Annotated in this window: 13 protein-coding genes; 5 read left to right on the top strand and 8 right to left on the bottom strand. The window is 67.9% G+C overall.

Going from position 1 to position 14,536, the window contains the following annotated elements:
- Window positions 1-54 precede the first annotated feature (54 nt).
- Window positions 55-567 (top strand): hypothetical protein, encoded by a 513-nt coding sequence (locus Aph01nite_RS11055; RefSeq protein WP_204040713.1) that lies wholly within the window; start codon window positions 55-57, stop codon window positions 565-567.
- 15 nt (window positions 568-582) lie between these two features.
- Here the strand turns inward: Aph01nite_RS11055 and Aph01nite_RS11050 are convergent, their stop codons facing one another.
- Window positions 583-963: a RidA family protein gene (locus tag Aph01nite_RS11050; RefSeq protein WP_204040712.1), complete on the bottom strand. Its 381-nt coding sequence runs from the start codon at window positions 961-963 to the stop codon at window positions 583-585.
- A gap of 142 nt (window positions 964-1,105) precedes the next feature.
- A complete protein-coding gene (locus Aph01nite_RS11045; protein WP_204040711.1) occupies window positions 1,106-1,711 on the bottom strand; it encodes a TetR/AcrR family transcriptional regulator in 606 nt (201 codons plus the stop codon).
- Between the two features lie 89 nt (window positions 1,712-1,800).
- Between Aph01nite_RS11045 and Aph01nite_RS11040 the strand changes: the two genes are divergently transcribed.
- Entirely contained in the window at window positions 1,801-2,556 is a 756-nt protein-coding gene (locus Aph01nite_RS11040) for an NADPH-dependent F420 reductase (RefSeq protein ID WP_373872285.1), read from the top strand.
- Window positions 2,557-2,654: 98 nt separating this feature from the next.
- Here the strand turns inward: Aph01nite_RS11040 and Aph01nite_RS11035 are convergent, their stop codons facing one another.
- A complete protein-coding gene (locus Aph01nite_RS11035; RefSeq protein WP_204040710.1) occupies window positions 2,655-3,230 on the bottom strand; it encodes a dienelactone hydrolase family protein in 576 nt (191 codons plus the stop codon).
- A gap of 256 nt (window positions 3,231-3,486) precedes the next feature.
- Here Aph01nite_RS11035 and Aph01nite_RS11030 point away from each other — a divergent pair, with 256 nt between their 5' ends.
- The gene (locus tag Aph01nite_RS11030; RefSeq protein ID WP_204040709.1) at window positions 3,487-3,822 is read left to right on the top strand and encodes a hypothetical protein; all 336 of its coding nucleotides are present in this window, start codon (window positions 3,487-3,489) and stop codon (window positions 3,820-3,822) included.
- Between the two features lie 20 nt (window positions 3,823-3,842).
- Here the strand turns inward: Aph01nite_RS11030 and Aph01nite_RS11025 are convergent, their stop codons facing one another.
- The gene (locus Aph01nite_RS11025) at window positions 3,843-4,472 is read right to left on the bottom strand and encodes a TetR/AcrR family transcriptional regulator (protein ID WP_204040708.1); all 630 of its coding nucleotides are present in this window, start codon (window positions 4,470-4,472) and stop codon (window positions 3,843-3,845) included.
- A gap of 77 nt (window positions 4,473-4,549) precedes the next feature.
- Here Aph01nite_RS11025 and Aph01nite_RS11020 point away from each other — a divergent pair, with 77 nt between their 5' ends.
- Window positions 4,550-6,061: an FAD-dependent oxidoreductase gene (locus Aph01nite_RS11020; RefSeq protein WP_204040707.1), complete on the top strand. Its 1,512-nt coding sequence runs from the start codon at window positions 4,550-4,552 to the stop codon at window positions 6,059-6,061.
- 45 nt (window positions 6,062-6,106) lie between these two features.
- On the opposite strand, the gene Aph01nite_RS11015 is transcribed toward Aph01nite_RS11020, so the two are convergent.
- From Aph01nite_RS11015 to Aph01nite_RS11000, 4 genes are all read right to left on the bottom strand, one after another.
- Window positions 6,107-6,355 (bottom strand): hypothetical protein, encoded by a 249-nt coding sequence (locus tag Aph01nite_RS11015; RefSeq protein WP_204040706.1) that lies wholly within the window; start codon window positions 6,353-6,355, stop codon window positions 6,107-6,109.
- Window positions 6,356-6,498: 143 nt separating this feature from the next.
- On the bottom strand, window positions 6,499-11,217 hold the full coding sequence (locus Aph01nite_RS11010; RefSeq protein ID WP_204040705.1) for an outer membrane protein assembly factor BamB family protein: 4,719 nt from the start codon (window positions 11,215-11,217) through the stop codon (window positions 6,499-6,501).
- 31 nt (window positions 11,218-11,248) lie between these two features.
- Entirely contained in the window at window positions 11,249-12,406 is a 1,158-nt protein-coding gene (locus tag Aph01nite_RS11005; RefSeq protein ID WP_204040704.1) for a HupE/UreJ family protein, read from the bottom strand.
- Window positions 12,407-13,143: 737 nt separating this feature from the next.
- The gene (locus Aph01nite_RS11000) at window positions 13,144-13,926 is read right to left on the bottom strand and encodes a class I SAM-dependent methyltransferase (RefSeq protein WP_204040703.1); all 783 of its coding nucleotides are present in this window, start codon (window positions 13,924-13,926) and stop codon (window positions 13,144-13,146) included.
- Window positions 13,927-14,225: 299 nt separating this feature from the next.
- Between Aph01nite_RS11000 and Aph01nite_RS10995 the strand changes: the two genes are divergently transcribed.
- Window positions 14,226-14,516, top strand: a complete 291-nt coding sequence (locus Aph01nite_RS10995) for a 4a-hydroxytetrahydrobiopterin dehydratase (protein ID WP_204040702.1) — start codon at window positions 14,226-14,228, stop codon at window positions 14,514-14,516.
- Window positions 14,517-14,536: the final 20 nt, after the last annotated feature.

Below are 14,536 nucleotides of genomic sequence, written 5' to 3'. Positions count from 1 at the left end.
TAGGGTTCATGGAAATCCGCACCCTCGGGTCCTCGTTCAGAGAAATGAGGAAAAGTGGAAAACGTCGACGTGCTCAGCGCGCCATTCCTGCAGCTAGCGAGAATATTAACCGTCGAGAGAATCCTGGCCCGCTCCCCCGGGATCACCATCACCCTCCCGCTGATGCGCGTATACCGGGATTCGGTGGTGGTAGAGCTTGAAATCGCGCAGAACTCCGCCCTGCTCAGCGGGCAGGCCAACGCAGCCGCGTCCGACCTGTTCCGAAACCACTCCATCATTCCGGACGGCGGCCTCAAGATCGCGATCCGATTCGCCGACGGCGTCGTGGACCCGACCCAGGAAACCGAAGGCAGCACCCGACTCAGCTACACCTGGATGCCTCGATCCTCCTCAGGGTACGCATCCATACGCACCTACGAGGCGGCCTTCGCGATCCATCCCCTTCCTCCGCCCGAGAAATTCGAAATCCTCGTCGAGTGGAGCGAGGTTGGCATTGACGTGACGGCAACAGGACTGGATGGCTCAGCGATCTCCGCCAAGGCACAGCAAGTCGACGACCTCTGGTGAGATCACACGTAGACCTCAGTCCGTAACGGCTGTCATGGCGATCGACACCAGAAGACCCGGCCGGTCGACGCCCAGTTTGCTCACGCAGCGCGGCGGCCGTACGTCGGGAAAGAACTCATCGAAGACCTCGATCAGGCCGTCCGCGTCCTCGGGCCGCATGAGCAACGTGTGGACCATGACGGCGTCACTCAACTCAGCGCCACCGGCGCGCAGAATCGCCTGGCAATTGCGCAACGCCTGACGGGCCTGCTCCTGAACTGTAGGTCCCGCGAACTCCCCGGTCGCGACATCGATTCCGACGGTTCCGGCGACATAGATCGTGTTACCGACCTTCACCGCCTGGCTGTAAGTGGGGTACTCCGGCGCCTCAGGGGTGGAAATGATTTCACGGGGCATCGATAGGGCTCCTGCCTGGACAGCTTCCTGCTCACCTCGTAACCCTAACGACAAAGCCATTCACCCGAACACGGATTTCTACCGATACCGCTGGCCGGCGCATCCGCCAGGCGGCGCCTGCGCTTCGGCGAAGTGAAGCGTCCTATCGAAGCTCGTGATGACGGCCCCGAGCGACCGTGAGGGAAGCAAAAGCCTCGTCGGTGATGGCGTCGAGGGCGCGACCGCCGTCGAGTTCGACCCAGTGCTCCAGTGCGAGCGTCAGGCAGTCCAGGGCCGCCGCCACTCGTACGAGCGCGGCCAGCGGGGATGCCCCCGAGCGTTCGGCGAGTGCCCGCGCCAGGTGCGGACGCCATCCGACCACCTTTTCACGGAGGCGGGCGCACAGAGCGGGAGTGGCCTGGACGAGGCGGAGCAGGGCGAGTTTGTCGGCGGGGTCCCTGGCGTAGCAGGCGACGGCGGGATCGATGGCGCGGCGCAGGGCCGTCCAGTCGTCCTCGTCGGCGGGGCGAGCCCGCAGAGCGGCGGTCATCTCGTCGCCGAGGGGGTCGAATGCGCAGAGCACCACCTCCTCCTTGGTGCCGAAGTAGCGCAGGAAGGTGCTGCGGGAGACCCCGGCCGCCGCGGCCAGGTCGTCGAAGGTGGCCTTCTCGAAGCCGTCGCGGCAGAACACCCCGAAGGCCACCTCAGCCAGCTCTTCGCGAACGGCGCTCCGCGCGATGTCCCTGGTCTTGGTTCGTGGAGTGCTCATTCCGCCATCGTACCCGGCAGCCGCCACTGACTTGCAATATGGAATCCCAGTGGCTAGCTTGACACTGAGTATCAGTAGCGCATACCAGTATCACAGAGGGGAAAAGACACGTGACCAGGACCATCGGTCTCATCGGGAGCGGCATGATCGGCGGCACTGTCGCCCGGCTCGCCGTCGCCGCCGGATGGAACGTCGTACTCAGCAACTCGCGGGGTCCCGAGACCCTCGGCGAGCTGGTCGCCGAACTCGGCGAGGGGGCGCGGGCGGCCACTCCGGCCGAAGCGGCCAGGGCAGGGGACCTCGTCGTCGTGAGCGTCCCGCTCTTCGCCTACGACCAGTTGCCGCGAGAGGCGCTGGCCGGTCGCGTCGTGATCGACACCCTGAACTACTATCCGGTGCGCGACGGGCAGATCGCCGTACTGGACTCCAACGAACTGACCTCCAGCGAACTCGTGCAACGCCACCTGGCGAGCGCCCGCGTGGTCAAGGCGCTCAACAACATCACCGCGAAGCAGCTGTCCTCGCTGGCGCGGCCGACCGGCGCGGCCGACCGGAGCGCGCTGACCGTCGCCGGGGACGACGCGTCGGCGAAGGCGGAGGTGACTGATCTGCTCGACGCCCTGGGGTACGACGCGGTGGACGTCGGCACCCTCGCGGAGAGCTGGCGCAGCGAACCCAACACGCCCGTGTACTGCGTTCCGTACTTCGGGGATGTGCCGGCCGGGTTGGACTCGGCGGAGTTCCAACACTGGGTCTTCCAGACGCCCGGAGCGCCGGTGCCCGCACGACGCGTCAAGGAACTCGCCGGCGCGACCGTGCGCGGGCGCGCCGGCGGCACGATGTAAGGGCTACGGCTCAGTGGCGCCGACCTCGTCGGCCGTGGCCGGCGACCGGCCGACACGTCGAGGTCGGCGTCCGTCGCGTGGGCTTGGCCACGGCCTCGTCACGCGGACTTCAGGAACGCCAGGGTGCGGGAAAACAGCAGCGCGGCGGCGTCCGGGTCGTAGGAGGGCAGCGTGCGGTCAGCGAAGTAGTGCTGGTCACCGGGATAGAGGAAGAGCTCTCCCTGCTCCGCAGACTCGACCACCTCCCGAGCGAAGTCGACGTCGCCCTCGCCGACAAAAATGGGGTCGGCGTCCATGCCGTGCACCTGGACCGGTACGCCGTCCGGCCAGGCGTCGCCGAACTCCGAGAGCGGCACACAGGAGTAGTACAGCAACGCCCCCCGCGCACCCGACCGCGTCTGAGCCAGCTTCTGCGCACAGAGCACACCGAGCGAGAACCCGGCATAGACCACGTCGGCGGGCAGGTCCTCGACCGCTCGGGTACCACGCTCGATCACCGCACCGAAGCCGATCTCCTGGACGTAACCCATCCCCTCCTCCATGCCGCCGAAGGTGCGGCCCTCGAAGAGGTCAGGCGTATGAACGATGTGCCCGGCCTCGCGCAGGTCATCAGCGAACGCGGTGACACCCGGCGTGAGCCCCAGTATGTGATGAAACAAAACGATGGTCGCCATATCTCCCCGATCATCACCAGCAACACGAATGACCCATCACCGCAGCATATTCAGGCACCCCCGATCAATCCGGGCTTTCCGACTACAACCTCGCGGAACCCAGCTCGTAGCCGTTCCGTCGCATCCTCCTTGACCGCTCATCGAGAGAACCCTGAACTCGCCCGGGCCCTCGGCCGCCCGAAACGGCTCTACAGGCGGCCCGCCACCTGGCGTACCCTGACTGCCCCTGCTTGATCGACAGGGGTATCGTCCAGGTGTGGCCGAGCAGGTTTGGCAACTGCGTCGCGGCGAGGAAATCGTCGGCGACATACACGTGAACGACAACGATTTCCCATGGCTGTCGGGACGCTTCGTCGCCCACCCCGGGTACGCGGCCGTGGAACCGTTGTTCGATCAGGAACTCGCCCTCATCGAGGCAGACGGCGACCTCGATTACGAAGCCTGGGACGCCGTGTATGAGCGGATCAGCGCCCAACTGGAGTTGATCACACCCGATGGCCCGCCTGCAGCGGACTTCCTTCTCCACATCAGCGGGCAGCACGCCTGGTTCCGATGGAGCCCGCACCCTCTCGTTCCTCAGCCGCCCCGGTAACACGCCGTCTGGACGCGCTTCTACGGTTCCGGAGTCTGGCCCGCCTGATGGTTCTGCACGAGCGGCAGGAAGAGTTCGTCGACAATCGATTGGATGCGTGCGGGCTTCAGGGGTTCGAGGTCCATGAGCATGTCGTGTCGTACCAGTTCGAAGGGCATGGCGAGCACGGCTGAGGGGACGCGTTCGAGGTCGATCTCGCCGCGGTCGTGGGCGCGTTGGTAGATGATCCGGACACGCGGGAGCGGCTGGGTGGCCATGACCTTGTCGCGGGCCTGTGAGGGCGTGAGGCCCGTGTCGGCCAGTAGTCCCGAGAAGGCGGCGGCCGCGGCGATGGCGAAGAAGCCGGCGAGGGCTTCGCTCACGGCGGTCAGCTGGGCGAGCAGGTCGCTGCGCAGGGCACCGGTGTCGGGGACCGCGACCGGGTTGGCGCACCGGTAGTGCTCGATCGCGGCCAGCACGAGCTGATCCTTGTTGGCCCAACGGCGATAGAGCACGGCCTCGCTGGTACGAGCGCGCACGGCGATCGATTCCATCGTCAGACGGGCGTACCCGACCTCGACCAGCTCGTCCCATCCGGCGGCGAGCAGCGCGGACTCGAGTTGCTTGCCGTGCCGGCGCCGGCGGACGGGTTCGGACGCCTGGGTAATCACCACTCCACGATAGAAAGGCTTTCATTTCTTAGCAAACCCGGGTAGAAAGGGATTCCTTTCTTACACAAGGGGATGAGATGACGAGAACGCAGGTGCGGGACGCGCTGACGGTGCTGATCGTCGGCGCCGGCCCGACCGGTCTGACGCTGGCCTGCGAGCTCGCCCGCAGCGGCGTCTCCTTCCGCCTGATCGAGGCCGCCCCCGGCCCGCAGCCCGGCTCACGCGGCAAGGGCGTCCAGCCGCGCACCCTCGAGGTGTTCGACGATCTCGGCATCGTCGATCGCGTGATCGCCAACGGCCGGATGGCGATGCCGATCTGTTCGACCGCTCCCAACGGCCAGGTGACACTGGGCGGCGCCGAAGCGGTGAGGGATCGCCCCGACATCCCTTATCCGGCGAGCCTGATCACGCCCGAATGGCGGATCGAGGAAGCGCTGAGGCTGCGCCTGACGGAGTTCGGCGGCGCGGTCGAGTTCGGCACTGCGCTCAGCAGCTTCGAGCAGTCGGACGAGAGCGTGTCGGCGGTGCTCGTCAAGAGCGGCGGGGCCGAGACGGTCACCGCGCGCTGGCTGGTCGGCTGCGACGGCGGCCACAGCATCGTACGCAACCAGGCCGGTATCGCTTTCGACGGCGAGACCCGCGAGACGGTACGGATGATCGTCGCCGATGTCGAGGTAGACGGGCTCGATCGCGACGCATGGCACATGTGGCGGCATGAGGAGGGCCTCGTCAGCCTCTGCCCACTCCCCTCGACCAGCACCTTCCAATACCAGGCCGGCATCACGCCGGAACAGGACCCCGAACTCAGCCTCGCGAACATGCGGGCCATCCTCGAGCGGCGCAGCGGCCGTACCGACATCCGCCTCCACGAGCCGGAGTGGTCGTCGCTGTGGCGCGCCAACATCCGCCTCGCCGACCGCTACCGCGAAGGTCGCGTGTTCCTCGCCGGCGACGCGGCGCACATCCACTCGCCCGCCGGCGGCCAGGGGATGAACACCGGCATCCAGGACGCGCACAACCTCGGCTGGAAACTCGCGGCGGTCGCGAAGGGCGCCTCGCCGGCGCTGCTCGACACCTACGACGCCGAACGGCGACCGGTCGCGGCCGGCGTACTCGCGCTCTCGAACGCGCGCCTCAAACAGGCGATCGAGCAGAAAAGCATCCCCACCCGCCGCGATGCGAGCACGACGCAGCTCAGCGTGGGCTACCGCGGTTCTGCCTTGGCGCGCGACGACCGCGACGACACCGCCCTGCTCCGCGCCGGCGACCGCGCCCCCGACGCGACCAAGCTGACGACGGTGGAGGGTGACCGCCGACTGTTCGACCTGATCCGCGGCGGCCGCTTCACGCTACTGAACTTCGGGGCCACGCCAACGGTCGAAGCCTCTCGGCCCGGCCTCAGGACTCTCCATGTCGTCGCGCGACCGACCGGCCCCAACGACATCACCGACACCGAAGGCCATCTTGCCGGCACCTACGGCGCGACCAACCGAACCCTCGTGCTGATCCGCCCCGACGGCTATGTCGCACTGATCTCCGACACCGGTGACATCTCGGCGGTATCTGACTATCTCGCCGCAATCGACTGAGTCGCTGTCCCCGCAGGCCGGACTCTTGAGCAACGCCGATGAGAGCTATCCGGCCAACGCCACGTAGACCAGCAGAAGGCCCGGAGGGATCAGGGCGACCAGGGAAATGATCTTGATGATGGGTGGCACCCTTGTCTGCCACAACTTCCACGACGCCATCAACAACGCCATGCCGGCCGTCAGCGGCCACGACAGGACAGCCTCGATGGTGTCGGCGACAGGGTTTGATCGGACTTTTTGCTGTACCGGCGGATGCGACAAATCGACATGGTCATACCGATCAAGTGACTCCACGCCATCAGCGTACGTCTCCAGTGCCGGAAGCGTTGAAATCGCATGTCCGGCAGGAGCCCCAAGGTGCTTGGTCCCCCTGACGCGACCCGCGAACGCACGGAGCCGGCCCGGGTGGATTCCGGGCCGGCCCTGTGCGGCGCGCGTTACGGCGCGGAGACGCCGTCGAGAATGCTCACCGCGTCGGTGCCCGGCGTGACGACGAGCTTGCGGGTGAGGGTGTAGGAGCCACCCGCCGGCACCTCGACATTGAACCGGCTCATCACCCAGTTGCCCGCGGCGTAGACGTCGAAGGCGCTGGCCGGCGTGCCGTACACGAGACCGAAGACCTGCGGGTCGGTCCCGGTCATGCCGATGTACGGCTTGGCCGGGACGTACTCCGCCGCCGCGCCCGGCACCACGATGCCCGCGCCCGGGATGACACTGGCCTGGCCGGCCGCGTCGTGGTCCATCGCGTCACCGGTCCACACATTGAGCGGAGCCGAGCCGGAGTTGCTCAACTCCGTCGAGACCGTGGCGAAGTCGTCGCCCGGCTTCAGCGTGTACGTGGTCGTCGCCGTCAGACCCGTGATGCCGTTGACCGGCCCGGACACCCGCACGACGGCCTTGTCGCCGGTCGCCTGGACGATCTGCACCTCGGTCGCCGCCACCGACCGGATGTCCCACGCGCTGCCGCCGGTCGGCTGGGTCGCCGAGACGTAGGGCAGGTTGATCCAGTCGAACTGGTCGGCCATGCCGCGGACGGCGATGTCGACCGGCTTGCCGCGGGTGCCGCCGGAGAGCTGCGAATCGTTGTAGGCGTCGGCGATCGCCATCGAGAGCTTGTCGTTCTCGAGCATGACGTCGCCGGAGCCCGCCTCGACCAGACCCGAGCCGATCTGCTTGCCGTAGCTCGCCTCGACCGTGACCGGGCTCAGCGCGACGTCGGCGACGCCGCTGCCCGCCGCCGGCACGGTGACCTTGCCGGTGGCCGTCTGGTAGCCCAGCTTGGACACCCGGAGGTCGTACTCACCTGCCGGGGCTTTGACGAGGTACTTGCCCTGGGCGTCGGTGCTCGTGGCGGCGACCACCGTACCGGCCTGCTCGAGGGCGACCCGGGCGCCGGAGACGGCGGCGCCGCCCGCGGTGATCGTGCCGGCCGCGCGAGCGGCGTCCGGGACGGTCGTGTCGTGCAGGTCGATCTCGTCGACCCACTTCGCGATGTTCCGGGTGGGGTCGCCACCGGCGGTCGCGTAGTCGGTCAGGTGGTAGAAGCTGAACTGCTTGGTGGCGCCGGGCGCCATCGTGGCGTCGTAGTAGAGACCCTCGACGTAGCCGTACGCGCCGACCGCGGCCGGCGTGTCCAGCGCCCAGGCGAGACCGTGGGCGGCCTGGCCGTTCGTGGTGGCCGCGTCGGCGCCGACGTAGACGTAGTTCCCGGTCCAGCCCGAGGTCTTCAGACCCGGGTTGGTGCCGCTGAACCCGGGGATCCGGCCGTTGTCGACCGAGCTGTCGGGGTCGATCATGTAGTTGAAGTAGCCCTGGTAGCCCGTCGTGCCGGTGTTGGTCAGCTTGACCGTCATCTTCACGATCGGAGCGTCGGGCAGGGTCTCGTAGCGTACCTGCGCCTTGATGGCCGGGTTCGCCCGGTACTGGCCGTTGCCGACCACGGCGGCGCCGTAGACCGCGAGGTCGGGCAGGTCGAGCTGGTCGTTCGGCCGTTCCCACGAGTCGGGCGGCGTGAGGCTCGGGCGCAGCAGCATCTCGCCCCAGTCGAGGGTCTCGGCGCCGTTCGCGTCGTTGAGCATGATGTCCGACAGCGCGCCCTGGCCCAGACCGCCGACGCCGTTGTTGCCGCCGACGCCGTTGTTTCCGGCGGCGTACGGCGTCACGGACGCCCGGATCTTGTCGTTGGCCAGGTAGTAGTACTCCCTGCCCGTGACGACGTCCGTGCGCGTGCTGCCGTTGCCGTAGTCCGGCGCGTACGTCGACTTGCCGGCGACCGGGTGGGTCACCTTGATCAGCTTCAGGTCGGCCTTCTCGGTGCCCGTGGCGCCGACCGTGACGCTGGCCACCGAGCGGTCGTCGGCGATCAGGCCGCGCTTGGCCGCCGTGACGCTCCAAGTCGACGCCGGCAGGCCGAGCCGGTAGTGGCCCTTGGTGTCGGTGCTGGTCACCGCGGTGTCCTGACCGGCGGCGACGGCGGTGACCTTCGCGCCGGCGATCGGAGCGCCCGTCTCCGGGTCGCTGACCGTGCCGGTCACGGTCGCCCAGCGCTGCGCGGACTCGCCGCCCGGCACGTAGGCGTACAGGTTGCCGTCCCAGGCGCCCGCCACGACGGTGTTGCCGCTGACGGCCGGGCCTGCGCCCACCCAGGTGCCGATCTCGTGGCTCCACAGGATCTGGCCGGTGTCGGTGGCCAGGGCGTAGAACCTGCCGTTGTTGGCGCCGACGAAGAGCGTCTCTCCGGCCACGACCGGGCTGGACATGACGCCGCCGTGGTAGACGTCGCCGGGCAGCACCCGCTCCCAGAAGACGTTGCCGTTCTGGGCGTCGAGGGCGACGACGGCGCCGCTCGGGAAGCCCATGTAGACGACGCCGTCCTTGACGGCCGCGGCGCTCGGGGTCGAGCCGCTCGAGACGAGCGAGGAGCGCGGACTGTTGTACGTCCACAGCGTCGCGCCGGTCTTGGCGTCACGCGCGACCATGCCGTTGCTGGCGCCGATGAAGACCTTGCCCTCGGCCGCGGTCGGCACGCCGTCCTGCCAGCTGCCGAGCGCCTCGGCTCCGGTCCACTTGCGGGCTCCGGTGGCCAGGTCGTACGCGAGTACGCGGTCGGCGGTCTCGTTGCCGACGTACACGGTACCGTCCATGACGGCGGGCGTGCCGTCGCTCATGGTCGCGCCCGACATCGGAGAAGCCCAGATCTGCTGTCCCGTACGCGTGTCGAGCGCCTTGAGGACGCCCTGGCTGCCGATGCCGAAGCGCGTCTGGTACGGCCAGAGCACCGTGTGGCCGGAGACGGCCGGCGAGTAGTAGCCGTAGGTGCGCTGGTTGTTCGGGGCCGGCGCCTGCTCGGGCACGGCCTTCCAGCGCAGCTCGCCGGTCTCCGCGTCGACGGCGTAGAGCTCCGAGCCGAGGGTCGGCGCGAAGATCAGGCCGTCACCGTAGGCGAGGCTGCCGTGGATCGACTGCGGCACCTCGACGTTCCACAGCTCCCTGCCGTTCCTGAGCCGGACGGCGTGGATCCGGCTGTTGCCGTCGCCGTTCTCGTCGCGGGTGCCCGCGTAGACGACGCCGTCGTGGATGACCGGCGAGCCGGTGAGGAAGGTGCCTTCGGTGCGGAAGCTCCAGGCGAGGCGGCGGCCCGCCTCCTGCGCCGGCGCGACACCGGAGTGGGACTGGTCGCCGTGGTGCTGGTTCCAGTCGTCACCGGCGACCGTCTTCAGCTCCGGCTCGTCGGTCAGGGTGAAGTCCGCCGACTTGGTCCAGGTCTTGCCCGCCGCGTCGACCACCTGCACGTCGATCCTGTGCTCACCGGGCGTCTGCTGGCTGTTGGGCAGGTTGCCCCGCCAGGTGAACTCACCGCTGCGGTACAGCGGCCGCCAGTTCTTGTCGCCGGCGATCTGGAAGCGCGCCGAGACGACCTCGTCGCCGGTGTCGTACGCGTTGATCTGCACGTCCGGCATTCCCGCGGCCGGCACCTTCGAGCCCGGCGCGGGGTTGACGATGGTGATGTGCTCGTTCTCGCCGTACATCCGGAACGGGTTGTCGAAGCCCGGGCCCGCCATGTGGATGTAGCGGAAGCCGCGGGGCGCGTTGTCGATCGTGTACGAGCTCGACACGGTCTGGATGTGCTTGGCGGTCGAGGCGAACGCCGACTTGTTCTCGACGTGGTTGGAGTGCTCGTGGCCGACCAGGATCAGCTGCGCCTTGTACTGCTCCAGCACGTCGCCGAAGGCGTCGTACGTCGACGGCGAGCCGAACGGGACGTTCATCGGCTGGTGGGTGAGGACGACGACCTCGATGTCGTTGGCCGGGTCGTCGTCGAGCGGGACACTCGCGGCGAGGTCGTCCTTGAGCCAGTTCAGCTCCTCGTCGAACGGCGCCGAACCGTTGTTCTCGAGCACCACGAAGTGCCGGTTGCCGTAGTTGAACGAGTACCACTCCGGACCGACGTTCTTGCGGTAGTTGTCGATCCTGTCCGCGTACGCCGACCCGCTCGCGTACTCGTGGTTGCCGACGGCCGGCCACACGCCGACGGCCGACTGCTGGGTGCCGCGGCGATACGTGTCGAACTGCCCCTGGCTGGCGTCGTTGGTGAGGTCGCCGCTGACCGCGATGAAGCGCAGGTCGGTGCCGGTGGAGTTGATCTCGCGGATCTGGTCGGGCAGCTGTGCGTTGACGTGCGGGTCGGCGATGTTGGCCCAGGAGAAGGTGTCGCCGTCGGAGACGCTGTCACGGATGAGCGCGAAGTTAGCGGTCGGCGTGGCGTCGTCGGCGAGTTCGCCGAGGTTCGCCCAGAACCTCGGCTCCTTGTACTGGTCCAGGCCGAACCGGTAGCCCCGCGGCTGACCGGCCCAGACGATGTCCGTCTTGCGACGGTCGGTGGAGATCGTCAGAGAGTAGGAGCCGTCGGCGGCGGTCGTGGTGGCGACCGTGCCGTCGGAGACGCGCACGCGGGCCAGGCCGGCCTCGCCGGGGTTGCGCTGGCCGTCGGCGTTGGCGTCGACGTACACGACGCCGCTGACGGTGGCCTCGGGCGGGTCGATGGCGTTCGCCGCGTACGACGTGAGCGGGCCCGCCACGACACTGACGGCGAGCCCCAGCGTGGTGGTGTACAGGACGACGCGCAGGCGCGCGCGCGTCCATGTTAAGGCGGACATCGGGATCCTTCGGGGTGGGGAGAGGTGGATCTCAGGTCAGGAGCGGGGAACGTTCCGCGAACCAGACCAGACCGGCACCGGCGACGGCGACGGCCGCCGCGACGGTGCCGAGCGTGAGGGCGCGGGCGGCGGGCGGCGTGGTCGCGGCCCTCCGCAGGAACAGCAGCGCCGGGAAGGTGAGCGCGATGATCGCCAGCTGGGCGAGTTCGATGCCGACGTTGAAGGAGACCAGGTCGACCAGCGTCGAGGCCGACAGCGGCCCGTCGACGCTGAGCGCGCCCGCGAAGCCGAGCCCGTGCAGCAGCCCGAACCCGAAGACCACGGGCAGCCGGTGGCTCGTCCTCGGCGAGAGCAGGTTGTCGAGCGCGACGAACGCGATCGACAGCGCGATGAGCGGCTCGACGATCCACCCGGGCAGGCTGACCCAGCCGATCGCGGCCAGCACCAGCGTCACCGAGTGCGCGACCGTGAAGGCCGTGGCCACCTCGACGACGTCACGCAGCCGCCTCGCGCCCAGCAGCAGCGCCAGCAGGAACAGCACGTGGTCGAACCCGAAGAGCAGGTGCTCCGCCCCGAGCCAGGCGAACCGCGGGATCTCGCTGAGCAGGTCGGTGTCCCCCACCGTGGCGCTGGTGCGGTCGGTGTCGAGCAACGTCGAACCGCGGCTGCCGTCGATGTCGTAGGCCACCATCGTCTTGGTGTCGTCGACGACGCCGTCCGAGGCGCGGAAGATGTCGCTGCGTACGGTGAGCGCGCCGGACGCCGGGCACTCGTAGGCGAGCGCGACCCGCACCGCGCCGGAGTCGGCGAGTTCGACACGGGCGTCGTCCCCGGCGGTGCACCCGATCGAACTCCGGCTCAACCGCAACCGCCCGCCGACGTATGCCGCCACCTCGCTCGCGTGCGCGTCCAGCGACCTGCGCCGCACCTCGGTCGGCACCTCGGCTTCCGCGCCGTCCGCGCCGTCCACGCCGTCCGCGCCGACCGCGTCCGGGCTCAGGACACCGTCGAGACTCAGCAGCCGGCCGAGGACGTCGTACTCCACGTCGACGACGGCCGTGACGCCGTCGCCCTGGCTGCGCAGGTCGACCGCGACCGAGGTCGCGCGGACGTGCGCCCGCGCCGGAGCGGCGACGAGGAGGGCGGCAACAAGGGCGGCGAGGAAGGCCACGAGACGCACGGCAAGCACTTCCGTCAGGAGGAACGGCGGTCGTTACCCAACCCTGCTGTGCTCCCTCCACACCCGGCAACTCAAGACGACCCAATTCACCGACCCTTCCACTGCCGGTTACTCACCAGCCTGAATCCCGATTTCTGAACGCCGAAAGCCGGGTTCCGGGGCCCGGCGACGAGTCCCACGGCAAAGCCGGATGAGCAGCGACAGGCCGCACGCGCCGACGCGCCCCGCACAGCGACGGCACGCGTCAGCAGTTCCTCAAAGTAGCCCGGCCGGTCATCGATCGAAGCGCCGAGCAGGTCAACCACGACGCTTCGAGCCGACTCATCCGGCCCTTCCCCGGTCGGCGCGGTAGCTGTGCCCTCCGCCCGGTAGTGGACGACTTGGAGCTGTGGGTGCCGATGACGGTGGCGGTGTAGGTGACGCCCGCCCGCGTCCAGGTGATCGTGTCCGCGCGCACGGCGCTAACGTCCGGTTACCGGCAGGTCCAGGCGAAACCGGTCAGCGAATCCGATCTCCTCGTCCTCGACCGTGCTGCCGTTGGGGAGCGCGCTGGGCCCTCGCGCAAAGGCGGTGAACTGAGAACCGAGCAACCACCCGAGATTTACTGCGTAGAGCAGAAGACAGCCCCACACAGCAGGGCCGGGGTTCGCTGGCCGCCTGCCCACTGATCGACCGATTTTCGGATCACTCTTAGCCGGGTCGGATGGCTTGCCGGCCCCACGGGACCGTCTCCATCAGAAGTGCGATCACCGGCCATGAGTGATACGCAATTTGGACTGCTTGTGCTGGGACTGTTCCCAGTCGTCCATGAACTCGGCCCGGAGGCCGTATCGGTTGGCGAGGCTCACCAGCGTTTCGGTTTGGTAGTAGAAGTCCTCGCGCAGCACATGATGTTCGGCCTTTTCGGTGCGATCGAAGGTGAAGTCGAAGAAGCCCGCCGGATGAAGGATCCGGCCGACGTGGCGAAGACATTCGTCGATCACCTCGATCGGGCTGTGGGAGAAAACGCTGTGCGCATGTACCACCGTGAAGTGCGCGTCGGGAAGAGCAGCGAAGGTGAGGTCCTTCACCAGGCTCAGATGGGGCAGCTTGGACTGCAACCCCTGCTGCGCGAGGGTTTCCGCGGCCGCTAGCAGGATCTCCGGCGAGATGTCGACGCCGTAGTAGTGACCAGGCTGGAGATATCCGATAAGCCGCCAGCCGAGTCGCAGGTTGCCGCAGCCGATGTCCAGGACCCGATCTTGTGGGGTGAGCCCGTGCCCCACCAGGTAGTCGAACTGCATCTTTCCCACCCGGAGCCAACTCTTCTGTCGGTGGCTGCCGATGGCGCCGTCCGCGCTCATCTCCTCGATGTCGGCGCGCATGACCTCGCGGTAGTAGGAAACATGATCCCGAGTCGTGGCCCGCAACCTCGCGTCACGGGTCAGCCGTCTCAGGTGCGGCCAGACCTTGTCCGGATGACGCAGGGCGTAAGTCAGCTGATACGTGAGGCGTGATCGCTGGCGTGCCACGTAGGGGTTTCGCTTCATGACTCTAAGTTAGAGCCACCTGTTGGCCGCCACTTGGGTCCATAAAGATGATCAGGAAAAATCAGCTCCGGAATTGCTGAACAAAGCAAAGACGGACCGCCCCGGCTTTCCGAATTGGTGCGGAATCGGGCTAGTTGCCGAGAATGTGCGTAATATGAGTAAATGTTTCTGATGGCCCGCCGATCGCGGCGGTTCTGTTCCGATTCCACAATGTCCTGTGCCGGTCAGTTCCGTGCGGGTGCACCTGCGCCTCGTGCTACGACCTGCTCACCGAACGGCTGCGATCATATGATGCGGCCATGACAACGCCCCGTGTCAGGCTCTCCGAGGCCGAGATCACTGCAGCACTCGCCGAACTGCCGGAATGGGCGAGGGAGGGCGACGCCGTTGTCCGCACGGTGGCCCACCCTGACTTCGGGGCTGCGCTCGGATGGGTCGTCCGCGTCGGACTGATCGCGGAAAAGGTGGACCACCACCCGGATATCGACGTCCGCTACAACCAGGTGACGCTACGGCTCTGGACGCACACCACCGGAAGCATCACCGCGGCGGACATCGACCTCGCGAAACGCATCGACGCGACCGTGTAGGACACCCGTCGGCGCCCGAA

Source organism: Acrocarpospora phusangensis (assembly GCF_016862995.1).
In the GTDB taxonomy this organism is placed as follows: Bacteria; Actinomycetota; Actinomycetes; order Streptosporangiales; family Streptosporangiaceae; genus Acrocarpospora; species Acrocarpospora phusangensis.
This window is presented reverse-complemented; position numbering and strand designations above follow the sequence as displayed.